This window comes from candidate division KSB1 bacterium, from assembly GCA_034506255.1.
In the GTDB taxonomy this organism is placed as follows: domain Bacteria; phylum Zhuqueibacterota; class Zhuqueibacteria; order Zhuqueibacterales; family Zhuqueibacteraceae; genus Coneutiohabitans; species Coneutiohabitans thermophilus.
The window spans coordinates 220,212-239,167 of sequence record JAPDPX010000007.1; the positions used below are offsets into that span (position 1 = coordinate 220,212).

Here is an 18,956-nt window from a genome sequence, read left to right on the forward strand (position 1 = left end):
ACGGCATGCAGGGCGGCGGGGACGGCAGTGCCGGCGGGTGAACTGTCGCGGAGTTGCCAGCGCGGTTGCTGCCGCTCTGTTTGCGCCGATGGGGAAATCGCCGCAAAAGAGTTGTTGAAAATTTGCGGCGCAGTTTCTACGTTCCGGCCATCGCCCCGCCGCCGGGGCGTCTGTCAATCTCTTTGCCGGGGGTGACATGCAAAAATATCCGTTGCGCCTCGCCGAATGGCCGGAGAACGAGCGGCCGCGTGAGCGCCTGCTGAAGCACGGTGCGGAAAGCCTCTCGGATGCCGAGCTGCTCGCCATCATCCTGCGCACCGGCAACCACGGCCAGTCGGTGATGGATCTTGCGCGCAAGCTGCTGGTGGAAGCGCGGGGCTTTCATGGCCTGGATGCCAAGGCCGCGGAGGAGCTTTGCCAAATCCATGGCATGGGCGCGGCCAAGACGGCACAGCTCAAAGCCGCGCTGGAAATTGGCAAGCGGCTGTCGCGTGCGCAGCACGAGGAACAGCCCTACATCCGCACCAGCCGCGATGTGTTCGACTATCTCCACCTGCGGCTGTGCAACCAGCCGCGCGAGCAGTTTTTCATCCTGCTGCTCAATGCCCGCAACCGCCTGCTGCGCGAACGCAAAGTGTTCGAGGGCTCGCTGCAGGAAAGCATGGTCAACGCCCGCGAAGTCGTGAAATTGGCCATCAATGAACAGGCGGCCGGCATCATCTTCGTGCACAATCATCCCAGCGGCGAGCCGGCGCCCAGCCCGGAGGATTTGCGCACGACCAAAAAACTCAAAAGCGCCTGCGAAGCGGTTGATTTGCGCGTGCTCGATCATGTCATCATTGGCAAAGACCGCTATCTGAGCTTTGCCGAGGAAGGTTTGTTGTGAGCAACCTGCCGGATGTCGCTGCCGTGCCTGTGGCCACCTCGAAAATCAAACTGCTGCCACCGGATCTCACCAACAAAATCGCGGCGGGCGAAGTGGTTGAGCGCCCGGCTTCGGTGGTCAAGGAGTTGATCGAAAATTCGCTGGATGCCGGCGCCACTCAAATCACCGTGGTGGTGAAAGACGGCGGCCGGGCGCTGATTCAAGTGGTGGACAACGGCTGCGGCATGAGCCGTGAAGATGCCCAGATGGCGTTTCAACGCCACGCCACCAGCAAAATCGCCACTGCCGCCGATCTGGAGTGCATCCGCACGCTGGGCTTTCGCGGCGAGGCGCTGGCCAGCATTGCGTCGGTGTCGCAGGTGGTGCTCAAGACCATGGCGCCGGGCGCGAGCGAGGCCACCGTGGTGGAGCTGGAGGGCGGGGTGCAAACGCATCTCAGCATCGCCGCCGGCACGCCCGGCACCAGCATCGCCGTCAAAAATCTCTTCTTCAACACCCCCGGCCGGCGCAAGTTTGTGAAGTCGCCCACCACCGAATACCGCCAAATTTTGGCGGTGATCAACCGCTTTTGTGTCGGCCATCCCGACATCTATTTCACCTTCGTGCACAACGACGAAGTCATTCTCGACATGCCGCCGGCCGGCAGTCTGGCGGAGCGCGTGACCACGCTGTATGGCAGCCGCATGTATGACGCCCTGGTTCCGCTGCAGGACCGCGGCCCGGTGTGTGAAATCAGCGGCGTGCTCGGCAAGCAAAGCACGGTGCGCAGCAGCCGGGGCGAACAATTTCTCTTTCTCAATAACCGCTACATTTCCGACCGCTCGCTGCAGCACGCGGTGATTTCCGGCTACGGCGAAATGCTGGCACACGGCGGCTTCCCCTTCTTTGCGGTGTTTCTGCGCGTCGATCCCAGCCGCGTCGATGTCAACGTGCATCCCACCAAAATGGAAGTAAGGTTTGCCGATGACCGGCTGATTTACGCCCTGTTGCGCACGGCGGTCAGGCAAACGCTCAACAACAACTCCGTCATCCCGGTGGCCAACGACTTTGCGCGGGCCGTGCCGGTGCTGTCCTGGGCGGCGGCGCCGGAGGTGCCCGCCAGCGAAGGGGAAACTGCGGCCGCCCAACAGACGCCGGCCACATTTGCGCCCGCCGACTTCCGCGTCAAACATCCAGGGCGGCAACTCGGCCTGGCACTGCCGCTGCCGCCCGCCGCCACTGCGCCACCCGTTGAGCTCGTGCCCGAGGCCCAGGGCCGCCTTTACGAAGGCACCGACGTCTGGCAGGTGCACAACCGCTACATCTTTTCGCAAATCCCCAGCGGCCTGGTGGTGATTGATCAACATGTCGCTCACGAGCGAATTCTTTATGAACAGGCGCTCGCCGCTTTCAGCAAACAAGAGCCGGCCACGCAGCGCCTGCTCTTTCCCGTGGTCGTCGAATTGAGCGCGGAAGATTATGACCTGGCCTTCGAGATGCTGCCCTTCCTGGCCAAAATCGGTTTTGCACTCAAGCCCTTCGGCCATCGCACCCTGCTGCTGGAGGGCGTGCCGCCCGGTACACGCTACACCGCCAACCTGCAGGACAGCAAGGTGATTCTCGACATCATCGACGAATACAAACGCGGCAAGCGCGACAAGCTGGAGATTCGCGAAAACATTGCGGCTTCGTTTGCCTGTCATGCCGCCATTCGGTCCGGCGACCGGCTGACCCGGGCGAGTATGAATGCCCTCATCGACCAGCTCTTCGCGACCAAATCGCCCTATTTTTGCCCGCACGGCCGGCCGGTGGTGATCAACATTCCGCTGGCAGAGCTGGACAAGAGATTCGGCCGAACCTGATAGCCCCGGTGAGGGCAACACCCCCGTCACGGCTTGTCTCATGCCCGAGCGGACCGCGCCTGCGACATTTTGAAGCCGCGGGCGAGATTCCGAGGTTTTCGCTACGCCACAGGAATTGCCCATGAAACCATCATCCGACCCCACTCCTCCGCGCGACACACTGGGCCGCCCCTTGCGTGATTTGCGCATTTCCGTGACCGACCGCTGCAATTTCCGCTGCGTCTACTGCATGCCCAGGGAGATTTTCGGCAAGGGTTATCAGTTCCTGCCGCGCGCCGCGCTGCTCACCTTCGAAGAGATTTACCGCCTGGCCCGGCTGTTCGTGGCGCTGGGCGTCCGCAAGATTCGCCTCACCGGTGGCGAACCGTTGCTGCGGCATGACCTGGAGCGGCTGATCGAGATGCTGGCAGCCCTGCCCGGCGTCGACTTGACGCTCACCACCAACGGCTCCTTTCCGGTGAAGCGGGTGCTCTCCCTGAAAAACGCCGGTCTGCAGCGCATGACCGTGAGTCTGGATTCGCTGGACAATGCCGTCTTTCAAAAGATGAATGACGTGGACTTTCCGGTCGATCGTGTGCTGGAATGGATCGCGGCTTCGGCGGCGGCGGGTTTGACGCCCGTCAAAATCAACATGGTGGTCAAGCGCGGCGTGAACGAGGACAGTATTGTGCCGATGGCGCGCCATTTCAAGGGTACCGGGCATATCGTCCGCTTCATCGAATACATGGACGTCGGCAGCAGCAACGGCTGGCGCCTGACCGACGTCGTGCCGGCCGCGGAAATCATCGCCACCGTCGACGCCGAAATGCCACTCGCACCGCTCGACCCCAACTATTCTGGCGAAGTGGCGGAGCGCTACCGCTACCGTGACGGCAGCGGTGAAATTGGCGTGATCGCTTCGGTCACGCATGCTTTCTGCCGCGACTGCACCCGCGCGCGGCTCTCCACCGACGGCAAACTCTTCACCTGCCTGTTTGCGACACACGGCCATGATTTGCGCGCCTTGCTGCGCCGCGGCGCCTCCGATGCCGAATTGCGCACGGCGATCACCGCGGTTTGGCGGCAACGCCGTGACCGGTATTCGGAAATGCGCAGCGCCGCCACCGCGGCGCTGCCCAAAGTGGAAATGTCCTACATTGGCGGTTGAAGGGACAAAATGAGTGAATGGTTGCATCATCCTGACCGGCTGCGCTGGAACGAAAAATTCCTGCGCCGCGGCATGAATGCCTTTGGCCAGGAGCCGGCCGCGTGGCTGGTGGAACATGAAGACCTGCTGCGCCGGCAGCCCGGCGGGCTGGTCCTCGATCTGGCGTGCGGTGCCGGGCGCAACGCCTTCTATCTGGCGCAGCTCGGTTTCACGGTGGAGGCCGTTGACCTCTCGGATGTCGCCCTCGCCTGGCTTGCCGAACAGGCACGGCAGCGGGGCGCCCGCATCCTGCCGGTGGTGATGAATCTCGCCGAAGCCGCGCTGCCGAGCGCGCGGTATCAAGTCATCATCAACTTCAATTATCTCGAACGCCGGCTCCACCACCAAATCAAACAGGCGCTGCAACCCGGCGGTTTACTGCTCTTCGAAACCATGACCACGGACCAGCTCGCGCTGGCGGGCGGCAAATTCAATCCCGAGTTTCTGCTCCAGCCCAACGAACTCTTGCACGCTTTCTCCGATTTGCGCATCCTGCACTATCGCGAGGCTGTCATCCGCGGCTGCGCCGATTGCCGGGAGAAAGCGGTTGCCAGCCTGGTGGCGCGCAAACATGAGTGAAGCTTTTCCCAACCCTCCCGCCCTTGTTATCGCCGGGCCGACCGCCTCGGGCAAAACAGAAGTGGCGCTGGCGCTCGCCCGCCGCCTGCCGGCGGAAATCGTTTCCGCCGATTCCCGGCAAATCTATCGCGGCATGGACATCGGCACGGCCAAGCCCACGCCGGCGCAGCGCCGCCAGGTGCCGCATCATTTCATTGACATCCGCAATCCCGACGAGTGGTATACCGCGGGTGAATATGGCCGGGCTGCGCGCAGGGTGGTTGTCGAAATCATGCAGCGCGGCAAAACCCCGCTGATCGTGGGCGGCTCGGGCTTTTATTTGCAAGCCTTGCTGCAGGGCTTGTCAACCGCCCTGCCCTCGGATCTGCGGTTGCGCGCACAACTGCAGCAAAGATTGCGGGACGAGGGTGCGCCCGCCCTGCATCGGGAGTTGGCGCGCATTGATCCGCCGGCCGCCGCGCGCTTGCATCCCAATGACGGCCATCGCCTGGTGCGTGCACTGGAGGTTTATCAACTCAGCGGCTGCACGCTTACCGAGCTGCAGCGCCAGGCCGGCGAGCCGCCGTCCTTTCGCTATCGTTTTTTCTGTCTGGCCCTGGAACGCAGCCGGCTGTATCAACGCATCAACCGGCGCGTCGAGGAAATGGTGGCAGCCGGCCTGCTCGAAGAATGCCGCCGCCTGCTGGCGCTTGGCTATTCGCCGCAGTTGAACGCCCTGCAAACCGTCGGCTATCAGGAGGCCTTCCAATTTCTCAACGGCGAAATCTCACATGCCGAAATGGTCGCACTGATTCAGCGCCACACCCGCCAGTATGCCAAACGGCAGTTGACCTGGTTTCGCCGGCGGCCGAACTGTGAGTGGCTGACATTGCAGGAGCAGGCGCTGCCCGAGACGGCGGTTGAATTGATTTTGCGGGCAATCACTGACCATGCCGGCCGGGGCGGGAGCAAGACGGGCTGATTTTTGACGGGCATAATGGCTCTAACACAGAGCCTTGCATCAGGCAAGCCCAACGACTTTCCCCAGACGCACTTTCGTGCGCAGCGGGTGAAGATGCGCCTTTTTTCCTCTTGACTTTCAGGCAAAGAAGCTTATTTTACTGGCCGTTTGCCGCCACAAGCGAATGTAGCTCAGTTGGTAGAGCATCGGCTTCCCAAGCCGAGTGTCGCGGGTTCGATCCCCGTCATTCGCTCCAAGATACTGCACCATTCCACCAATTAGTGCCCCCCAGAAGAGATAAAGCGGTTGGAGGAGGAACAAGGCATGAAAGGTGACCGGGGAAGGCAGTTTTGGGTCAAAGGACTTTGCGATTATGAACGAAGCGGTGGTTTCCGCGCCCGGCAATGACACATTGATCATCTCACCTCCATTTCCCGAGCTCCAATCGCGATCTGCAGTCACGACGCCTCCTCACCGAGTACCGTCATCCGCCGATTCAACTTCAGTAATCCGAACTCGAGCGTTTCTTCACCAAGTTTTTACATGCATGGAGGAAGCATTATGTTCACAAGTCAAACACGGCTTGCGGCTTTGAGCCTGGCAGTGTGCCTGCTCTTCGCCGGCAGCACGCTGCACGCACAGGTGGTGCAAACCGTGGGCACGAGCGGTGCCGTGGACTGGAGTCAGCAAAAAATCCGCGCCACCGGAATCGCTGCGCCCAATCCCAACCTGCCGTTCGGTGCGCAGCGGCCCGCCGCGCTGGAGGCCGCCAAGCTGGTGGCTCTGCGCAATTTGGTGCAGACGGTAAACGGCATGGCGATCACTTCGGAGTCGACCGTCAAGAACATGATCCTGGAAAATGATGAAATCCGCACGCGCGTGGAGGGCTATGTGCGCGGCTTCACGGTGGTGGATACGCGCTACATGAGCGACACCTCGGTGGAGGTCGACGTCGAAGTTCCACTCGCCGGCCTGGCGGAGTTGCTGCTGCCACCCGGCAAAGTGATGCCGGTGGGTGGCACGCCTGCCGTGCCTGGAACCGCCGGCTATCCCGCCGCGCCTGCGGCCGCGCCGGTCTCCGGAGCCGCCACCGGCTTGATCATCGACGCCAAGGGCTTGTCGGTCACGCCCGCCATGGCGCCGAAAGTGCTCGATGAAGACGGCAACGAAGTTTATGGTTCGAAGTACGTTGACCGCGAATGGGCGGTGAAGCAGGGCATGGTGGGGTATGCCAAGGATGTGCCGTCGGCGCGCACCAATCAACGCGTGGCACCCAACCCCATTGTGGTGAAGGCCATCAAAGCAGTCGGCAACAACAAAGCCGACGTGGTGATCTCCAATCAGGATGCGCAAATGCTCAAGCAACGCGCGGAAAGCGAGAGCTTCCTCACCAAATGCCAGGTGATGGTGGTGGTTGACTGAACCGTGTTGCACAGCCGGCTTCCGCTGCGTCCGCGGTCTCACCCCGGCCCGCCCGCCAACCAGGGGCGACCCCCAACACCGCAACGGGGCTGCTGCCATCATTGGACACATCGATCATGAATGCTTCAAATACAAGAAAAATAATGAGGAGGGTTTTATGAGGAATGCTTCCCGACGCTGGCTGCCCGCCTTGTCGGTTGCCATTTTGTGTGCCGGCCAATGGGCCTGCGGCCCGAAGGCCATCAAGAAGGAGTCGGTGCTGGATACGCCCGAGAATCATTTCAGCATCGGCATGCGCCGGCTGGACAGTGGCAATCTTGCGGAGGCCAGACAGGCTTTCACGCGCGCCAAGCAGCTCGATCCCAAATACGCCGAGGCCGACGCCGGCCTGGGGTTGGTTTATGCCTATGAAGGCAATTTCGATCTGGCGATGAAGTCGGTCGATGAGGCGCTCGGCAAGAATGACAAGTCCGTTGAAGCGCGCATCATCAAGGGCCGCATCATCACGATGCGGGTGGCCGGCTTGCAGAATGATCCCGAAAAGAATCAGGAAAAGATCAACGACTGGACCAGGGACGCGGTGGAGGAATTCGACCGCGTGCTGAAATTGAATCCCAACAGCGACAAGGCGCACTTCTACAAGGGCGAGGCCTACAAAACCGCTTATCAATTCGGCCCTGCCGCCGAAGCCTACAGCAGGGCCATTGCGCTGAAGGGCGAATACGCCGGCCGTGCGGATGCAGAATATGCCACCATGCAGAAGATTCAGCGCGCGGCACCCGGCACCAAAATCGGCATGAAGATCGCCCTGATTCCGGAAATCGACCGCGCGGACCTGGCGGTGTTGCTGCTGGAGGAATTGAAGCTCGAAGAAGTTTTCAAGAAGAAACAGCAGCCCACGTATGACACCGGCTTCAAGGCACCCACCGATCCGACCAAGATGGAGCAGCCCACGGTGGCAGCCCTGCCGGCGGTGACCGATGTGGCGAATCATTGGGCGCGGAACTGGATCCAGGACATCGTGCGCATCGGCGGGATGGAAGTCTTCCCGGATCACACCTTCCAGCCGGACGTGAAGATCACGCGCGCCAACTACGCCCAGACCATGCAGGCCATCCTGATCGCGGTGACCGGCGATCAATCGCTGAAGACCAAGTATATTGGCGGCCAGTCGCGCTTTCCGGACATGCGCAGCGACCACTTCGCATACAATGCCGCGGCGTTGATGGCGGAGCGCGGCATCATGAGTGCGGACAAGATCACCGGCGCGTTCAATCCCGAGGGTCACATCTCCGGCGCGGATGCGCTGCTGGTGATCCGCGATTTTCAAAATGCCCTGCGCCTGACCTTCTGATTGACGGCGCGTGCAGCACCGAAAACCTCGGCGGGAAGGGAAGCTCGGCCTGGCATTGCCGGCGGGATTTGCTTTCAACCGGGGTTTTCTGCTGTTATCAGCAGCCTGCGGAACCGGCTGAGGCTTTTCCGCTGGGGCGGGTGAAACGAGCCGCCGTGACTCAGCAAGCGGCGCATGCGAACCTTTTTTCGAGCAAAGGGAACAACTGTGGCCACACAAAACCGGATGGGCAAAGCGCTGGTGGCGCTCGCGCTGGCGGGCGTCGCGCTGACGGCCTGGCCGCGGGCGACGAAGGCACAAACCGCCGAAATCACCGTGGTCGGCCTGGGCGCGGTACTGGCGGGCGACATGGCGGCGGCGCGCGACAAAGCGATTGACGACGCCATGCGCAAGGCAGTGCAGCAGGCACTCGGCACCAACATCAAGTCGGAAACGCTGGTGCAGAATTATCAAATGGTCGAAGACCGCATCCTGGCGTGGTCGGCGGGTTATGTCAGCAAATACGAAATTCTGCGCGAAGGAGCCGGCAAGTACGACACCTATGAAGTCGAGATGCGCGCCACTGTCAATCTCAGCGATCTGAAGAATGACGACAGCGCGCTGGCGGAGCTGTTGCAGAAGGAGAATCCGCGCGTGATGGTGATGATTGCCGAGCAAAACATCGGGGAGAGCGACCGCTGGTACTATTTTCAGGTTGACATGACGGCGGCCGAGACCGCGATCATCGAGGCCTTCCGCAACAAAGGTTTCGAAGTCGTCGATCCGGCGCAGGCCAAGGAAAACCAGAACCGCGATCAGGTGCTGGCGGCGATCGAGGGCGATGCGCGCATGGCGGCGGCCATCGCCACCGCGCAACAGGCGGAGCTGATCATCACCGGCAAGGCGGTGGCCACCGTGGCGAAAACCACGGTGAATCTCGGCGGCATGAAATCCTGCCAGGCCAACCTCACGGCGCGGGTGGTGCGCGCCGGCGATGCCCGCATTATCGCCACCGCCAGCGACAATGCCGCGGTGCCCCACATCGATGAAGTCACCGGCGGCACCAAGGCCATCGAAAAGGCCGCCAAAAAAGTCAGCGAAACCCTGCTGGCCAAGGTGGTCGCCGAGGCGCAGAAGAATTTCTACAACGAAAACAACGTGAGCGTGCAGGTGCAGGGGCATCAGAACTACAGCGAGCTGCAGCAGTTCATCAGCACCCTGAAGCTCAACCTGCGCGGTTTGCGCAACGTCTATGAGCGCAACGCCGCGGGCGGGGTGGCCATGCTCGATGTCAAGATACTCGGTACGGCCGCGCAGCTTGCCCGCGAGCTGGCCCACAAGGACCTTTCGCCTTTTGCCGTCAATGTCGTGAAAGTCATGCCGAACCGGATCGACGTGAGGATCAAGCAGCAGGTGCAGACTGGCGAACCGGCGGGAGTGGTGTCGGATTCATTGCATGATTGATCATTGCGCAGCAGGGCCGGGGGATTGAGGGGAGTGGCCCGAGGGGCGGCGCTGAGCCGGTGACCGGGCCGACAGTACGGCTGCAGGCGCAAGGAAGCAATTCCCGCAAAACCAAAATCCATGGAGTCATCATGAACATGCAAACAATGAGGCGAACCGGCGTGCTGCTTCTTGCGGTGCTGGCAGTGGCCCTCACGACCGCCGGCGCGCAGGAGAAAACCGGCGGCAAGAAACGTGTGGCGGTTTTCGCATTCGAAGACAAAACCGATCATCGTCATCATTGGTACTGGTGGACCGGCCAGTCGGTGGGTGAAGGCATGAGCGACATGCTGATCACCACCCTGGTAAAAAGCGGAAAGTACCGGGTGATGGAACGCACCCAAATGGACAAACTGCTGCAGGAGCAGGGGCTGGGCATGTCGGGCGTGGTCACGCCGCAGTCCGCGGCCCAGGCCGGCAAGATGCTGGGCGTGGAGATCGCGATCATCGGCGCGGTCACGGAATTCGGCTACAAGAAAATGTCGACCGGTGGTGCCTTGAAGAAGATCGGCATCGGTGCGAGTGTGGGCAAACAAAGTGCAGTGGTCGCCGTGGATGTCCGCTTCGTTGATGTCAACAGCGGCGAAATCATCAAAGCGGAAAACGTGCGCAAGGAAAAATCCAAGGCTGACATCGGCGTGGACGTGCCCGATCTGCGCTTCGAAAGCGAGACCCAATTCGATCAGTCGCTGGTGGGCAAGGCCACGCGCGAGGCCATCGAAGAGATCGTCAAGCTGCTCGGCCAGCAGGGCGGCGGGGCGTGGTCGGCGAAAATCGTGACGGTGAAGGACGGGCAGATCATCATCAATTCCGGCAGGGAAAACGGCGTCAATATTGGCGATGTCTTCGTGGTGGTGCGGCCCGGGGAAGAGTTGATCGATCCGGACACCGGCGAGTCGCTGGGCGCCTCCGAGGAGACCATCGGCGAGATCAAAGTGACCGACAACAACTTCGGCGGCAAGGGCCGGGCGTCAGCCTGCATGACGGTGAAGGGCAGCGGCTTTGCCGCCGGCGATCTCGTCAAGGAAAAAGGCAAAAACAAAGACTGACGCAGTGCCATAGTTGGGTTGCGGGCCGGTTGTCGCCGGCCTGCCCGACCTGACTCCGGACGGGAGAGGGAGGCAAAGTCATTCACAGCTTCGCAAACCAACATCACCCAAGGAGAGCCTCTCATGCTACGGACACGTTCCGCCACTTTTATCACCCCCTTCCTGCTTCTCCCCGCCCTCGCCTGGTGCGCCCTTCCGGGAGTGAAACACAGCACGGTGACCACCATGAAATTTCACGGTTTCCTGGGCACGGTGATGAAAATGGCCGGTGCGGACCAGCCGCACAGCAGCACCACCTACGTACAGGGTCACCAATACTGCTCCGAAGACCGGGATGAGAAAGGCGCCCTCACGCGCGCCACCATCATTGACCTCGATCGCGAGGTGTACATCTCCATCGACCACAAGAAAAAAGAGTACAGCGAGATGACCTTCGCGCAATTCAAGGAGATGATGCGCAAGTTGCAAAGCCAGCTCGGCACTCCGGCGCAGGAGGGCGGGCAGCAACCCGCGGACGTCAAAGTCGAGTTCGACGTGAAAGTCAACCGCACTGGTGAGACCAAAACCATCGCCGGCTTCCACACCGAGAAAGTCGTTCTCACGCTGACTGCGACCGGTGAGAAAGCCGCCACCGCAACCGAACAAGGCGGCTCCGGCAGGATGGTGGTAACCTCGACGATGTGGCTGACCAGGGACGCCAGCGGCCACGAGGAGCAGATGGCGTTTTGGCGCTTGTTCAGTGAGAAGATGGGCATGAACATGAGCGACGGCCAGAATATGCTGGCCAGTTTGCAGGCTGTCAACCCGCAGCTTGCCAAGGCCATCGCCAAGCTCAAAGAAGAGAGCCGCAAGATGCAGGGGTTTGCGGTTTTGGTGGAGAGCAAGTTCGAGACCCAGGCGCAAACCGGCACGCCGGCGGCCGGCGCGAAAAAGGCACCGCCCGCCGGAGGCGGCTTGCTCGGCGGGTTGGGCAAATTCATGAAGCAGCCGGGTTCCGACGAGGCGGGCGGCGTGCTGTACGAAACCACGGTCGAAACCACCGCCTACGAAAACGGCAATTACCCCGCGACGCTGTTCACCGTGCCCGCCGGTTACAAGGCGGTCAAGCCGTCCATGCCGCGCTGACTCACCCGCTCAGGCCAGACATCATGCGACGACAACTGCGATTCTCAATATTTGCCCTGGCAACCGCGCTGTTGGCAAGTGGCAGTGCCCGCCTGCCGGTGCCGGAAAGCATCGGCACCATCAGTTTCATCCTGGGCAGACCGGAGGAAGTGACGGTGTTGCGGCGCCAGAGCAGCAAATGGCAGCCGGCGCAGCTCAAGATGCCGTTGCAATCCGGGGATCAGATTCAAACGGCGGCGGAGGCCCGCTGCGAAGTGAAACTTCATGACGGCAGCCTGGTGCGCCTTGGGGAGCGGTCACATTTTGCCTTCGACCAGGCGCAAATTTCTGCCGGCAGCCGGCAGGTGGAGGGCAGTTTAATGAGCGGCAAGTTGTGGGCCTGGGTCAGCAAGCTCAAGTGGGGCCGCGACCGCTTTGAGATCAAATCGCCGACTGCGGTGTGTGCGGTGCGCGGCACCATCTACCGCCTGGAAGCGGACAGCACCACCCGCGTGGCCGTGTATGACGGCCAGGTGGAGGTTGGACCGTCAGCCAATTTGCGGCAGCGGCTGCAGCAACAACCACGGCCGGTCGGCCCGCCGCGGCAGGTGCCGGGGCCAACCGAAATCCCCGGCCCGTATGAAGTCTCGTTCGACCGGTGGATCCGGCTGGTGGCCGGCTTTCAAATCGAAATCCGGCCCAACGGCCGCTACGCGAAAGCGAGCATCGACACCACCGCCGAAGCCGGCAATGACTGGGTGCAGTGGAACCGGCAACGTGATCGTGAGCAGCCGCGCTGAAGTTTTGGTTTGACTGCCATCCCCTGAATGCTTATATTGCGCGCGCTCGTCAAGAAATTGACGGGCGTTTTATTTTTGGATCGTTGCGCCGCCGCCCGCCCGCGGTGCCATGCGGCGGCGGAGCTCACCTTTGGCAATCACAACGCTTGCATGAAAATCATCTCCCTCGACCAGGCCGGCACCGGCGCGGAGCTGGGCCTGCAACCCAACGATGAACTGCTGCGCATCAACGGCCAACGCGTGCGCGATATCATCGACTATCGCTTCCTCATTGCGGCGGAGGAAGTGGTGCTCGAAATTCGGCGCCAGGGCGAAACCATCATTTATGAAATTGAGAAGGATCAGGATGACAGCCTCGGCGTGAATTTCGAACCCTTGAAGATCCGCGGATGCGGCAATGATTGCGTGTTTTGCTTCGTCGATCAAAACCCCAGCGGCATGCGCCGGCCGTTGTATTTTCGGGATGAGGATTTTCGGCTGTCGTTTCTGGCCGGCCATTACGTCACCCTCTCGAACATTTCCCAGGCCGATCTGCGGCGCATCGTGCAGCAGCGCCTGTCGCCCTTGTTCATCTCGGTGCATGCCACGGATCCCGCGGTACGCAGATTTCTCCTGGGCATCACTTTCGACGACCGGCTGCCCGACAAGATCACGTATCTCACCCAACACGGCATCGTGTTGCACACCCAAATCGTGCTGTGTCCGGGGATCAATGACGGCGCGGTGCTGGACAAAACCCTGCGGGATCTGGCAAAATTTTATCCTGCGGTGCGCAGTGTTGCCCTGGTGCCGGTGGGTCTCACGAAACACCGCCAGGGCCTGACGCCGATTCAGCCGGTGACGGGGGAATATGCGCGGCAGACGTTGCACCTGATCGATCGCTATGCGGCGGAGTTCCGGCCGCGACTGGGTTCGCACTTCGTTTATGCCGCGGATGAATTTTACATTCTGGCGCGCCAGCCGTTGCCTCCCACCGAACGTTACGATGCCTTCGATCAAATGGAAAACGGCGTTGGCATGCTGCGAGATCTGCTCAACAATTTCCACCAGCGGCAGATCCGCCGCCTGCCGCGCGTCCTGGCGCAGCCGGCGAGAGTGACGCTGGTGACCGCCACGCTGGCGGGCGGTTTCCTGCAGGAAAACATCATGCCGCGTCTGGCGCAGATCAAAAATTTCACTGCTGAGCTGGTGGTGGTCGAGAACAAATTTTACGGCGAGAGCATCACCGTCAGCGGCCTGCTCACCGGCCGGGATATTCATGACGCGCTGGCCGGGCGGGACCTGGGCGCCGCCGTGTTTCTGCCCAAAAACTGCTTGAATGACAACCACGTCTTTCTCGACGATTGGAAGCTGCTCGAGCTGTCGCAACGCCTGGCCGTGCCGGTGGTGCCCCTGGCCAATGATTTCAGCCAGATCTTCCCGGTGCTGGCCGGGCGGAACGCCTCCCGGTCGCGACGGCCGCCGGGCCGGAAAGCCACGGCCACGGTCGCATGAGCCGCGGCTTGACCCGGCCGCGCCGGGCCGAGGCCTCGCATGAATCGGTTCACGCTCCGATGAGCATCGCAAAAAAACCGCTGGTCGCAATCATCGGCCGTCCCAATGTCGGCAAGTCCACCCTGTTCAATCGCATCCTGCGCAAACGGGTTGCAATCGTCCACGATCAGCCCGGGGTCACGCGCGACCGCCACTACGCCGAGGCGGAATGGTCGGGACATGAATTCGTTCTGATCGACACCGGCGGTTTCTTCGCGGGCAGCAGCGACGTGATCAACCAGGCGGTGTTGCGTCAGATTGACGAAGCGGTGGCGGAGGCGCACTGCCTGGTGTTCGTGACCGACGGCCGCAACGGCCTCACCGCGATGGATCAGGAAATCGCACGCATGCTGCGGCACAGCGGCAAGCCCGTGCTGCTCGCCGTTAACAAAATCGATGACAACGGCCATCTGCCGGCGCTGACCGAATTCTACCGCCTGGGATTGGGGGAGCCCTTTCCGATTTCAGCCGTCTCCGGCATGCGTGTGGGCGATTTTCTCGATCAATTGGTGCAGAAGCTGCCGCCCGCGCAACGCCCGCCGGCGGAACCGGAGGCGGGCCGCGAGGCCGGGGTTGAAGCCGGTGCTTTGCAGCTGGCGATTGTTGGCCGGCCCAATGTCGGCAAATCCTCCCTGGTGAATGCGCTGCTGGGCCAGGAAAAGGTGATCGTGACCGACATCCCCGGCACCACGCGCGATGCGATTGACACCCTGCTGCGCTACCAGAACCGCAACATCGTTCTCATCGATACCGCCGGGCTGCGCAAAGCCGCGCGCGTGAAAGAAGCGGTGGAATTCTACAGCACGGTGCGCACGCGTGACGCCATCCGCCGCTGCGAAGTGGCGGTGGTGGTGGTGGATGCCACCGAGGGCCTCACGGACCAGGAGCTCCACATCATCACGGAGATTGCCCAACTGCACAAGGGTATCATCCTCGCCATCAACAAGTGGGATCTGGTGGAAAAGGACGCCAACACGGCCAGGGAATATGCCCGGAGGATTTACGCTGAATTGCGCATCTACAACTACATTCCCCTGCTGTTCGTCTCGGCGCTGACCGGCCAGCGGGTTTTCAAGCTGCTCGAGCTGGCGCTGCAGGTGCAGGCGGAACGCGGTCGCGAGGTGCGCACCAGCGAGCTCAATGCCTTCCTGCAGGAGGCCATGCAACGCTACCAGCCGCCAGCCATGGATCAGCGTGAAATCAAACTCAACTACTGCACCCAGGTGAAAAACAACCCGCCGGTGTTCGCGATCTTCTGCAATCATCCCACCTCCATCCCGCGCAGCTACCGGCAGTATCTCGAAAAGAACTTCCGCGCCCGTTTCGGCTTTCGGGGCGTTCCCATCACATTCACGTTTCGCAAAAAATGAAGACCCTCACCCCCTGCATTTCCGTCTGCCTGCTCACGCTCGGTCTGTTTGCCCTGCCGTCGCACGGTCAGTCGCATCCGGAGGAAGTGGAACACCTCGTCTCGGAATATCAACAGGCGCGCGTGGGCCTGGCGCTTGAACCGGTGAAGTGCGGTTTTCCCGCACTGGCCGGTTTGCATGCGGCAAGCCGGAGCAACGCGGCCTGGCAGGCGCTGTGGCAAACTGCCGGCTCCCGCCCCTCCCTGCCGCAAAGCTATGTCACCGCCGACGGCAAGTTCCGCTTTCATTACACCACCAGCGGCCCGAATGCCGTCAGCCCGGTCTCCACCAACCCTGCCGGTGTGCCGGATTTTGTTTACGAAGCCGGCGTGGCCGCACAGCAGGCGCATCGCCTGCTGGTGGAAGAGCTCGGCATGCGGCCGCCGCCCGGTGACAACGGCCAGGATGGCGCCGAGTATGATTTCTATCTGCTCGAACTCGGCAATCTGTATGGCGACACCAATCCCGAATTTACCGGCGGCAGCGGGCCTTCGTTTATTCGTCTGGATAATGATTATGGCCCGGCCTTCTTCAGCCGCGGCCTGGACGGTCTGCGGGTAACGGTGGCGCATGAGTATTTCCACGCCGTGCAATTGGGCTATCTCTACCGCGGCGAAGACATCTTCTTCTTCGAAATGTCCTCCACCTGGTTCGAAGAGCTGGCACATCCCGACGTCAACGATTACTTTCAATACTTGCGCTATTGGTTTCGCAATCCCCAGCTTCCCCTGTATGCCACCGGCAATTATCACGAATACGGCTCGGCGATCTGGCTGCATTACCTCACCAAACGGCTGCAGCCCGGGGTGATCCGTGAGTTTTGGGAGCGCATTCTGCGTGAGCCGGCAATCGCTGCGCTGCAGAGTGTCTTGGGTGCGGGCAACCATCCCCTCACCTTTGGCCAGGCCATGCAGGAATTTTGCAGTTGGAACTACTTCACACAGGAACGCGCCGACACCGATCTCTACTATCCGGACGGCGAAGACTACCCGCGCATTCAGCTCAAGGGAGTGCAGACCACGGCGGAGGACGCAACCTTCACCGGCGAGTTGCCTCCCCTGTCGGCACACTATTACCAATTCGTGCGCACCGCACGCAGCCTGCAACTGCTGCTGCAGGTCGGCGCCGATCCCGGCCGCTGGGCGATAACAGCCATCACCGGCTCGCCGGACGAGGGTTTCCGATTGCTCACGGATCAGGCGATGGCGCCGATCATGCTGCCGGCAAGCACCACTGAAGACACGGTCGCGGTCGTGGTCGCCAACATTGGCGGACCGCCGGCGCCGGGTCAGGCACCTGCCGCCGAATATCAATTGCAGGTGAAATATGGGGTGCAGGCGCAACTGCAAAGCGTGCTGGAGAAGCCGCGGCCGAACCCCCTGCGCTTGAGCACCGGAAAGGTCTTGATCTTCCCCTACCGCCTGGCGGCGCGCGAGCGCGTGCAGGCCGCAATTCTGCGGGAGGATGGCAAAGTGATCCGGGAGTTCAATTTGGGCTCGCGCAGTGCCGGCTTTCATGCCGATTTGGCGTGGAACGGCCGCGATGACGCGGGCCAACCGGTGGGCAGCGGGGTGTACTTCTTGCGGTTTCGCGCCGGCGCCTTGATCGAAACCGCGAAGGTCGCGGTTATCGCCGATTAGTGGTGAGCAGCGAGCACAACTCCGTGTCAAGCTCCCTGGCAACGACCGGGCGGCTGCCTCACACTTCCCCACCGCGCTTGCCTTCCCGAGTTTCCCCAACCCTGGCCCAGTCGCGGCTGCAACTTTGTGGCCGGTCACCTGCCCGGCTCCCGCGATCCCCTCGGTTGACTTTGGGCGGGAATTTTCTTATACTGCGGCCGCTTGTCAGAAAAAGCTTGCGGAGCAGCGAGTCTGAACCGCATCATCCATTTTGCAGACCAAGCGACGCGAGGCAGACTTCCAGTCTGCAAACCAGGCAGGATGCCTGCGCTACAAAAACTTCGCAGTCGTGCTAATAGTTTTTCCAGAGTAATACCCAATTATGGCACGGGGCAGAGACTGGCTGTTGGGAGTGTTATTGTTGGCGGCGGCGGGAATCTTTCTGTTCTTCGTCGCCTCGCTTTTTATCTCCGGCTCCGGCCAGGAGGACGGCTTCGCGTTGTCGGGCGGCAAACGTGTCGGGTTGATCGAGATCAAAGGCGTCATTTTGGAATCCGAAACCACGATCAGGAATCTCGAACGTTTCGCCGACCGCAAGGATATCGCGGCGATTGTCCTGCGCATTGACAGCCCGGGCGGGGGAGTGGCCGCCAGCCAGGAGATTTATGAATCGGTGCGGCGCGTGCGCGAGCGTGGCAAATTCGTGGTGGCTTCCATGGCCTCGGTGGCGGCCTCAGGCGGCTACTACATTGCCTGCGGCGCGGACACCATCATGGCCAACCCCGGCACCACCACCGGCAGCATCGGCGTCATCGCAGAAATGATCAATGCCACCGGACTGCTGGAGAGGATCGGGGTGCGCTTCGAAATCATCAAAAGCGGGAAGTACAAGGACAGCGGCTCGCCCTTCCGGCCGATGACGGAGGAGGATCGCCGTCAACTGCAGGAATATGTCAACGACGCATATGAGCAATTCGTGGAGGTGGTCGCACGCGAGCGCAACCTCCCCAAGGCCGAGGTGCTGAAATTTGCCGACGGCCGCATTTTCACCGGCCAGCAGGCACACGCGCACAAGCTCATCGATGTTTTGGGAACTTACGAGGATGCAGTAAAACTCGCCGGCGAACGCGGCGGCATCACGGGCAAGGCGCGGGTGGTGAGGCCACCACAGCGCAAGACCACGATCTGGGACCTGCTCTTTGGCGATATCGAGCAGCATCTCCTCCGCCTGCAGACTTTGCCGGTCCTGCGCTATCAAATGATACTTTGAGGTGAACATGCCAATCTACGAATACCGCTGCCAGAACTGTGAAACGCGCTTCGAACAGCTCATTCGCGACGGTGAGGCGCTGATTCTGCGCTGCCCGCATTGCGGCGCGCAGGAGGTCAACCGGCTGCTTTCGGTGTTTGCGACGGGTGCCAGCACGGGGGCTGCGGGGGCCACGGCGGCCCCGGCGGATCTCCCCTCCGGCGGCCATTGTTGCGGCGGCACCTGCGGCTGCCATTGAATGTCACAAACTGCATCATCCATTCCACGCGCAAAGGAGGTGAAGCCATTTGCCCAGCGGCAAGAAGCGCAAACGGCACAAAATTGCTACTCACAAACGCAAGAAACGTTTGCGGAAAAACCGGCACAAGAAGAAAATCCGTTAACCGCAGCGGGCGTCCTGCCGGGCGGTACAGCAACCTTCGTGCAGGCGGTGCCAGGCGGGACGCCCGTTTGTCTTGCAGTACAATCCCTGTGAACCTTCC

17 protein-coding genes and 1 tRNA gene are annotated in these 18,956 nt (G+C 61.5%); all 18 read left to right on the forward strand.

Annotated features, from left to right (window positions below; all coding sequences use genetic code 11):
- Positions 1–196 precede the first annotated feature (196 nt).
- Positions 197–886: a DNA repair protein RadC gene (gene radC / locus ONB52_15735; GenBank protein MDZ7417589.1), complete on the forward strand. Its 690-nt coding sequence runs from the start codon at positions 197–199 to the stop codon at positions 884–886.
- Complete coding sequence (mutL, locus tag ONB52_15740; protein ID MDZ7417590.1) at positions 883–2,727, forward strand: DNA mismatch repair endonuclease MutL; 1,845 nt, start codon at positions 883–885, stop codon at positions 2,725–2,727. The genes radC and mutL overlap by 4 nt, the downstream gene beginning before the upstream one ends.
- A 121-nt stretch (positions 2,728–2,848) precedes the next feature.
- Positions 2,849–3,874 (forward strand): GTP 3',8-cyclase MoaA, encoded by a 1,026-nt coding sequence (moaA, locus tag ONB52_15745; GenBank protein ID MDZ7417591.1) that lies wholly within the window; start codon positions 2,849–2,851, stop codon positions 3,872–3,874.
- A 9-nt stretch (positions 3,875–3,883) separates the two neighbouring features.
- Positions 3,884–4,492, forward strand: coding sequence for a methyltransferase domain-containing protein (locus tag ONB52_15750; protein MDZ7417592.1), 609 nt, complete (start codon positions 3,884–3,886; stop codon positions 4,490–4,492).
- Positions 4,485–5,453, forward strand: coding sequence for a tRNA (adenosine(37)-N6)-dimethylallyltransferase MiaA (gene miaA, locus ONB52_15755; protein ID MDZ7417593.1), 969 nt, complete (start codon positions 4,485–4,487; stop codon positions 5,451–5,453). The genes ONB52_15750 and miaA overlap by 8 nt, the downstream gene beginning before the upstream one ends.
- 159 nt (positions 5,454–5,612) lie before the next feature.
- Positions 5,613–5,688: transfer RNA gene (locus ONB52_15760), tRNA-Gly, on the forward strand.
- Positions 5,689–5,993: 305 nt separating this feature from the next.
- The gene (locus tag ONB52_15765; protein ID MDZ7417594.1) at positions 5,994–6,854 is read left to right on the forward strand and encodes an LPP20 family lipoprotein; all 861 of its coding nucleotides are present in this window, start codon (positions 5,994–5,996) and stop codon (positions 6,852–6,854) included.
- Positions 6,855–7,011: 157 nt separating this feature from the next.
- Positions 7,012–8,208, forward strand: a complete 1,197-nt coding sequence (locus ONB52_15770) for an S-layer homology domain-containing protein (protein MDZ7417595.1) — start codon at positions 7,012–7,014, stop codon at positions 8,206–8,208.
- 207 nt (positions 8,209–8,415) lie between these two features.
- Entirely contained in the window at positions 8,416–9,651 is a 1,236-nt protein-coding gene (locus tag ONB52_15775; protein ID MDZ7417596.1) for a hypothetical protein, read from the forward strand.
- Between the two features lie 131 nt (positions 9,652–9,782).
- On the forward strand, positions 9,783–10,739 hold the full coding sequence (locus tag ONB52_15780; GenBank protein ID MDZ7417597.1) for a hypothetical protein: 957 nt from the start codon (positions 9,783–9,785) through the stop codon (positions 10,737–10,739).
- 123 nt (positions 10,740–10,862) lie between these two features.
- Complete coding sequence (locus ONB52_15785) at positions 10,863–11,864, forward strand: hypothetical protein (GenBank protein MDZ7417598.1); 1,002 nt, start codon at positions 10,863–10,865, stop codon at positions 11,862–11,864.
- 23 nt (positions 11,865–11,887) lie between these two features.
- Positions 11,888–12,643, forward strand: coding sequence for a FecR family protein (locus ONB52_15790; GenBank protein MDZ7417599.1), 756 nt, complete (start codon positions 11,888–11,890; stop codon positions 12,641–12,643).
- A gap of 150 nt (positions 12,644–12,793) precedes the next feature.
- The gene (locus tag ONB52_15795) at positions 12,794–14,137 is read left to right on the forward strand and encodes a DUF512 domain-containing protein (GenBank protein MDZ7417600.1); all 1,344 of its coding nucleotides are present in this window, start codon (positions 12,794–12,796) and stop codon (positions 14,135–14,137) included.
- Positions 14,138–14,196: 59 nt separating this feature from the next.
- A complete protein-coding gene (gene der / locus ONB52_15800) occupies positions 14,197–15,546 on the forward strand; it encodes a ribosome biogenesis GTPase Der (GenBank protein ID MDZ7417601.1) in 1,350 nt (449 codons plus the stop codon).
- Entirely contained in the window at positions 15,543–17,225 is a 1,683-nt protein-coding gene (locus ONB52_15805; protein ID MDZ7417602.1) for a hypothetical protein, read from the forward strand. Before der ends, ONB52_15805 begins: the two co-directional genes overlap by 4 nt.
- A 361-nt stretch (positions 17,226–17,586) precedes the next feature.
- Positions 17,587–18,474, forward strand: a complete 888-nt coding sequence (sppA, locus tag ONB52_15810) for a signal peptide peptidase SppA (GenBank protein ID MDZ7417603.1) — start codon at positions 17,587–17,589, stop codon at positions 18,472–18,474.
- A 7-nt stretch (positions 18,475–18,481) separates the two neighbouring features.
- Positions 18,482–18,712 carry a zinc ribbon domain-containing protein gene (locus tag ONB52_15815; protein ID MDZ7417604.1) on the forward strand — a complete coding sequence of 77 codons (231 nt, stop codon included), beginning with the start codon at positions 18,482–18,484 and terminating at the stop codon, positions 18,710–18,712.
- Positions 18,713–18,949, forward strand: coding sequence for a hypothetical protein (locus tag ONB52_15820; GenBank protein ID MDZ7417605.1), 237 nt, complete (start codon positions 18,713–18,715; stop codon positions 18,947–18,949).
- Positions 18,950–18,956: the final 7 nt, after the last annotated feature.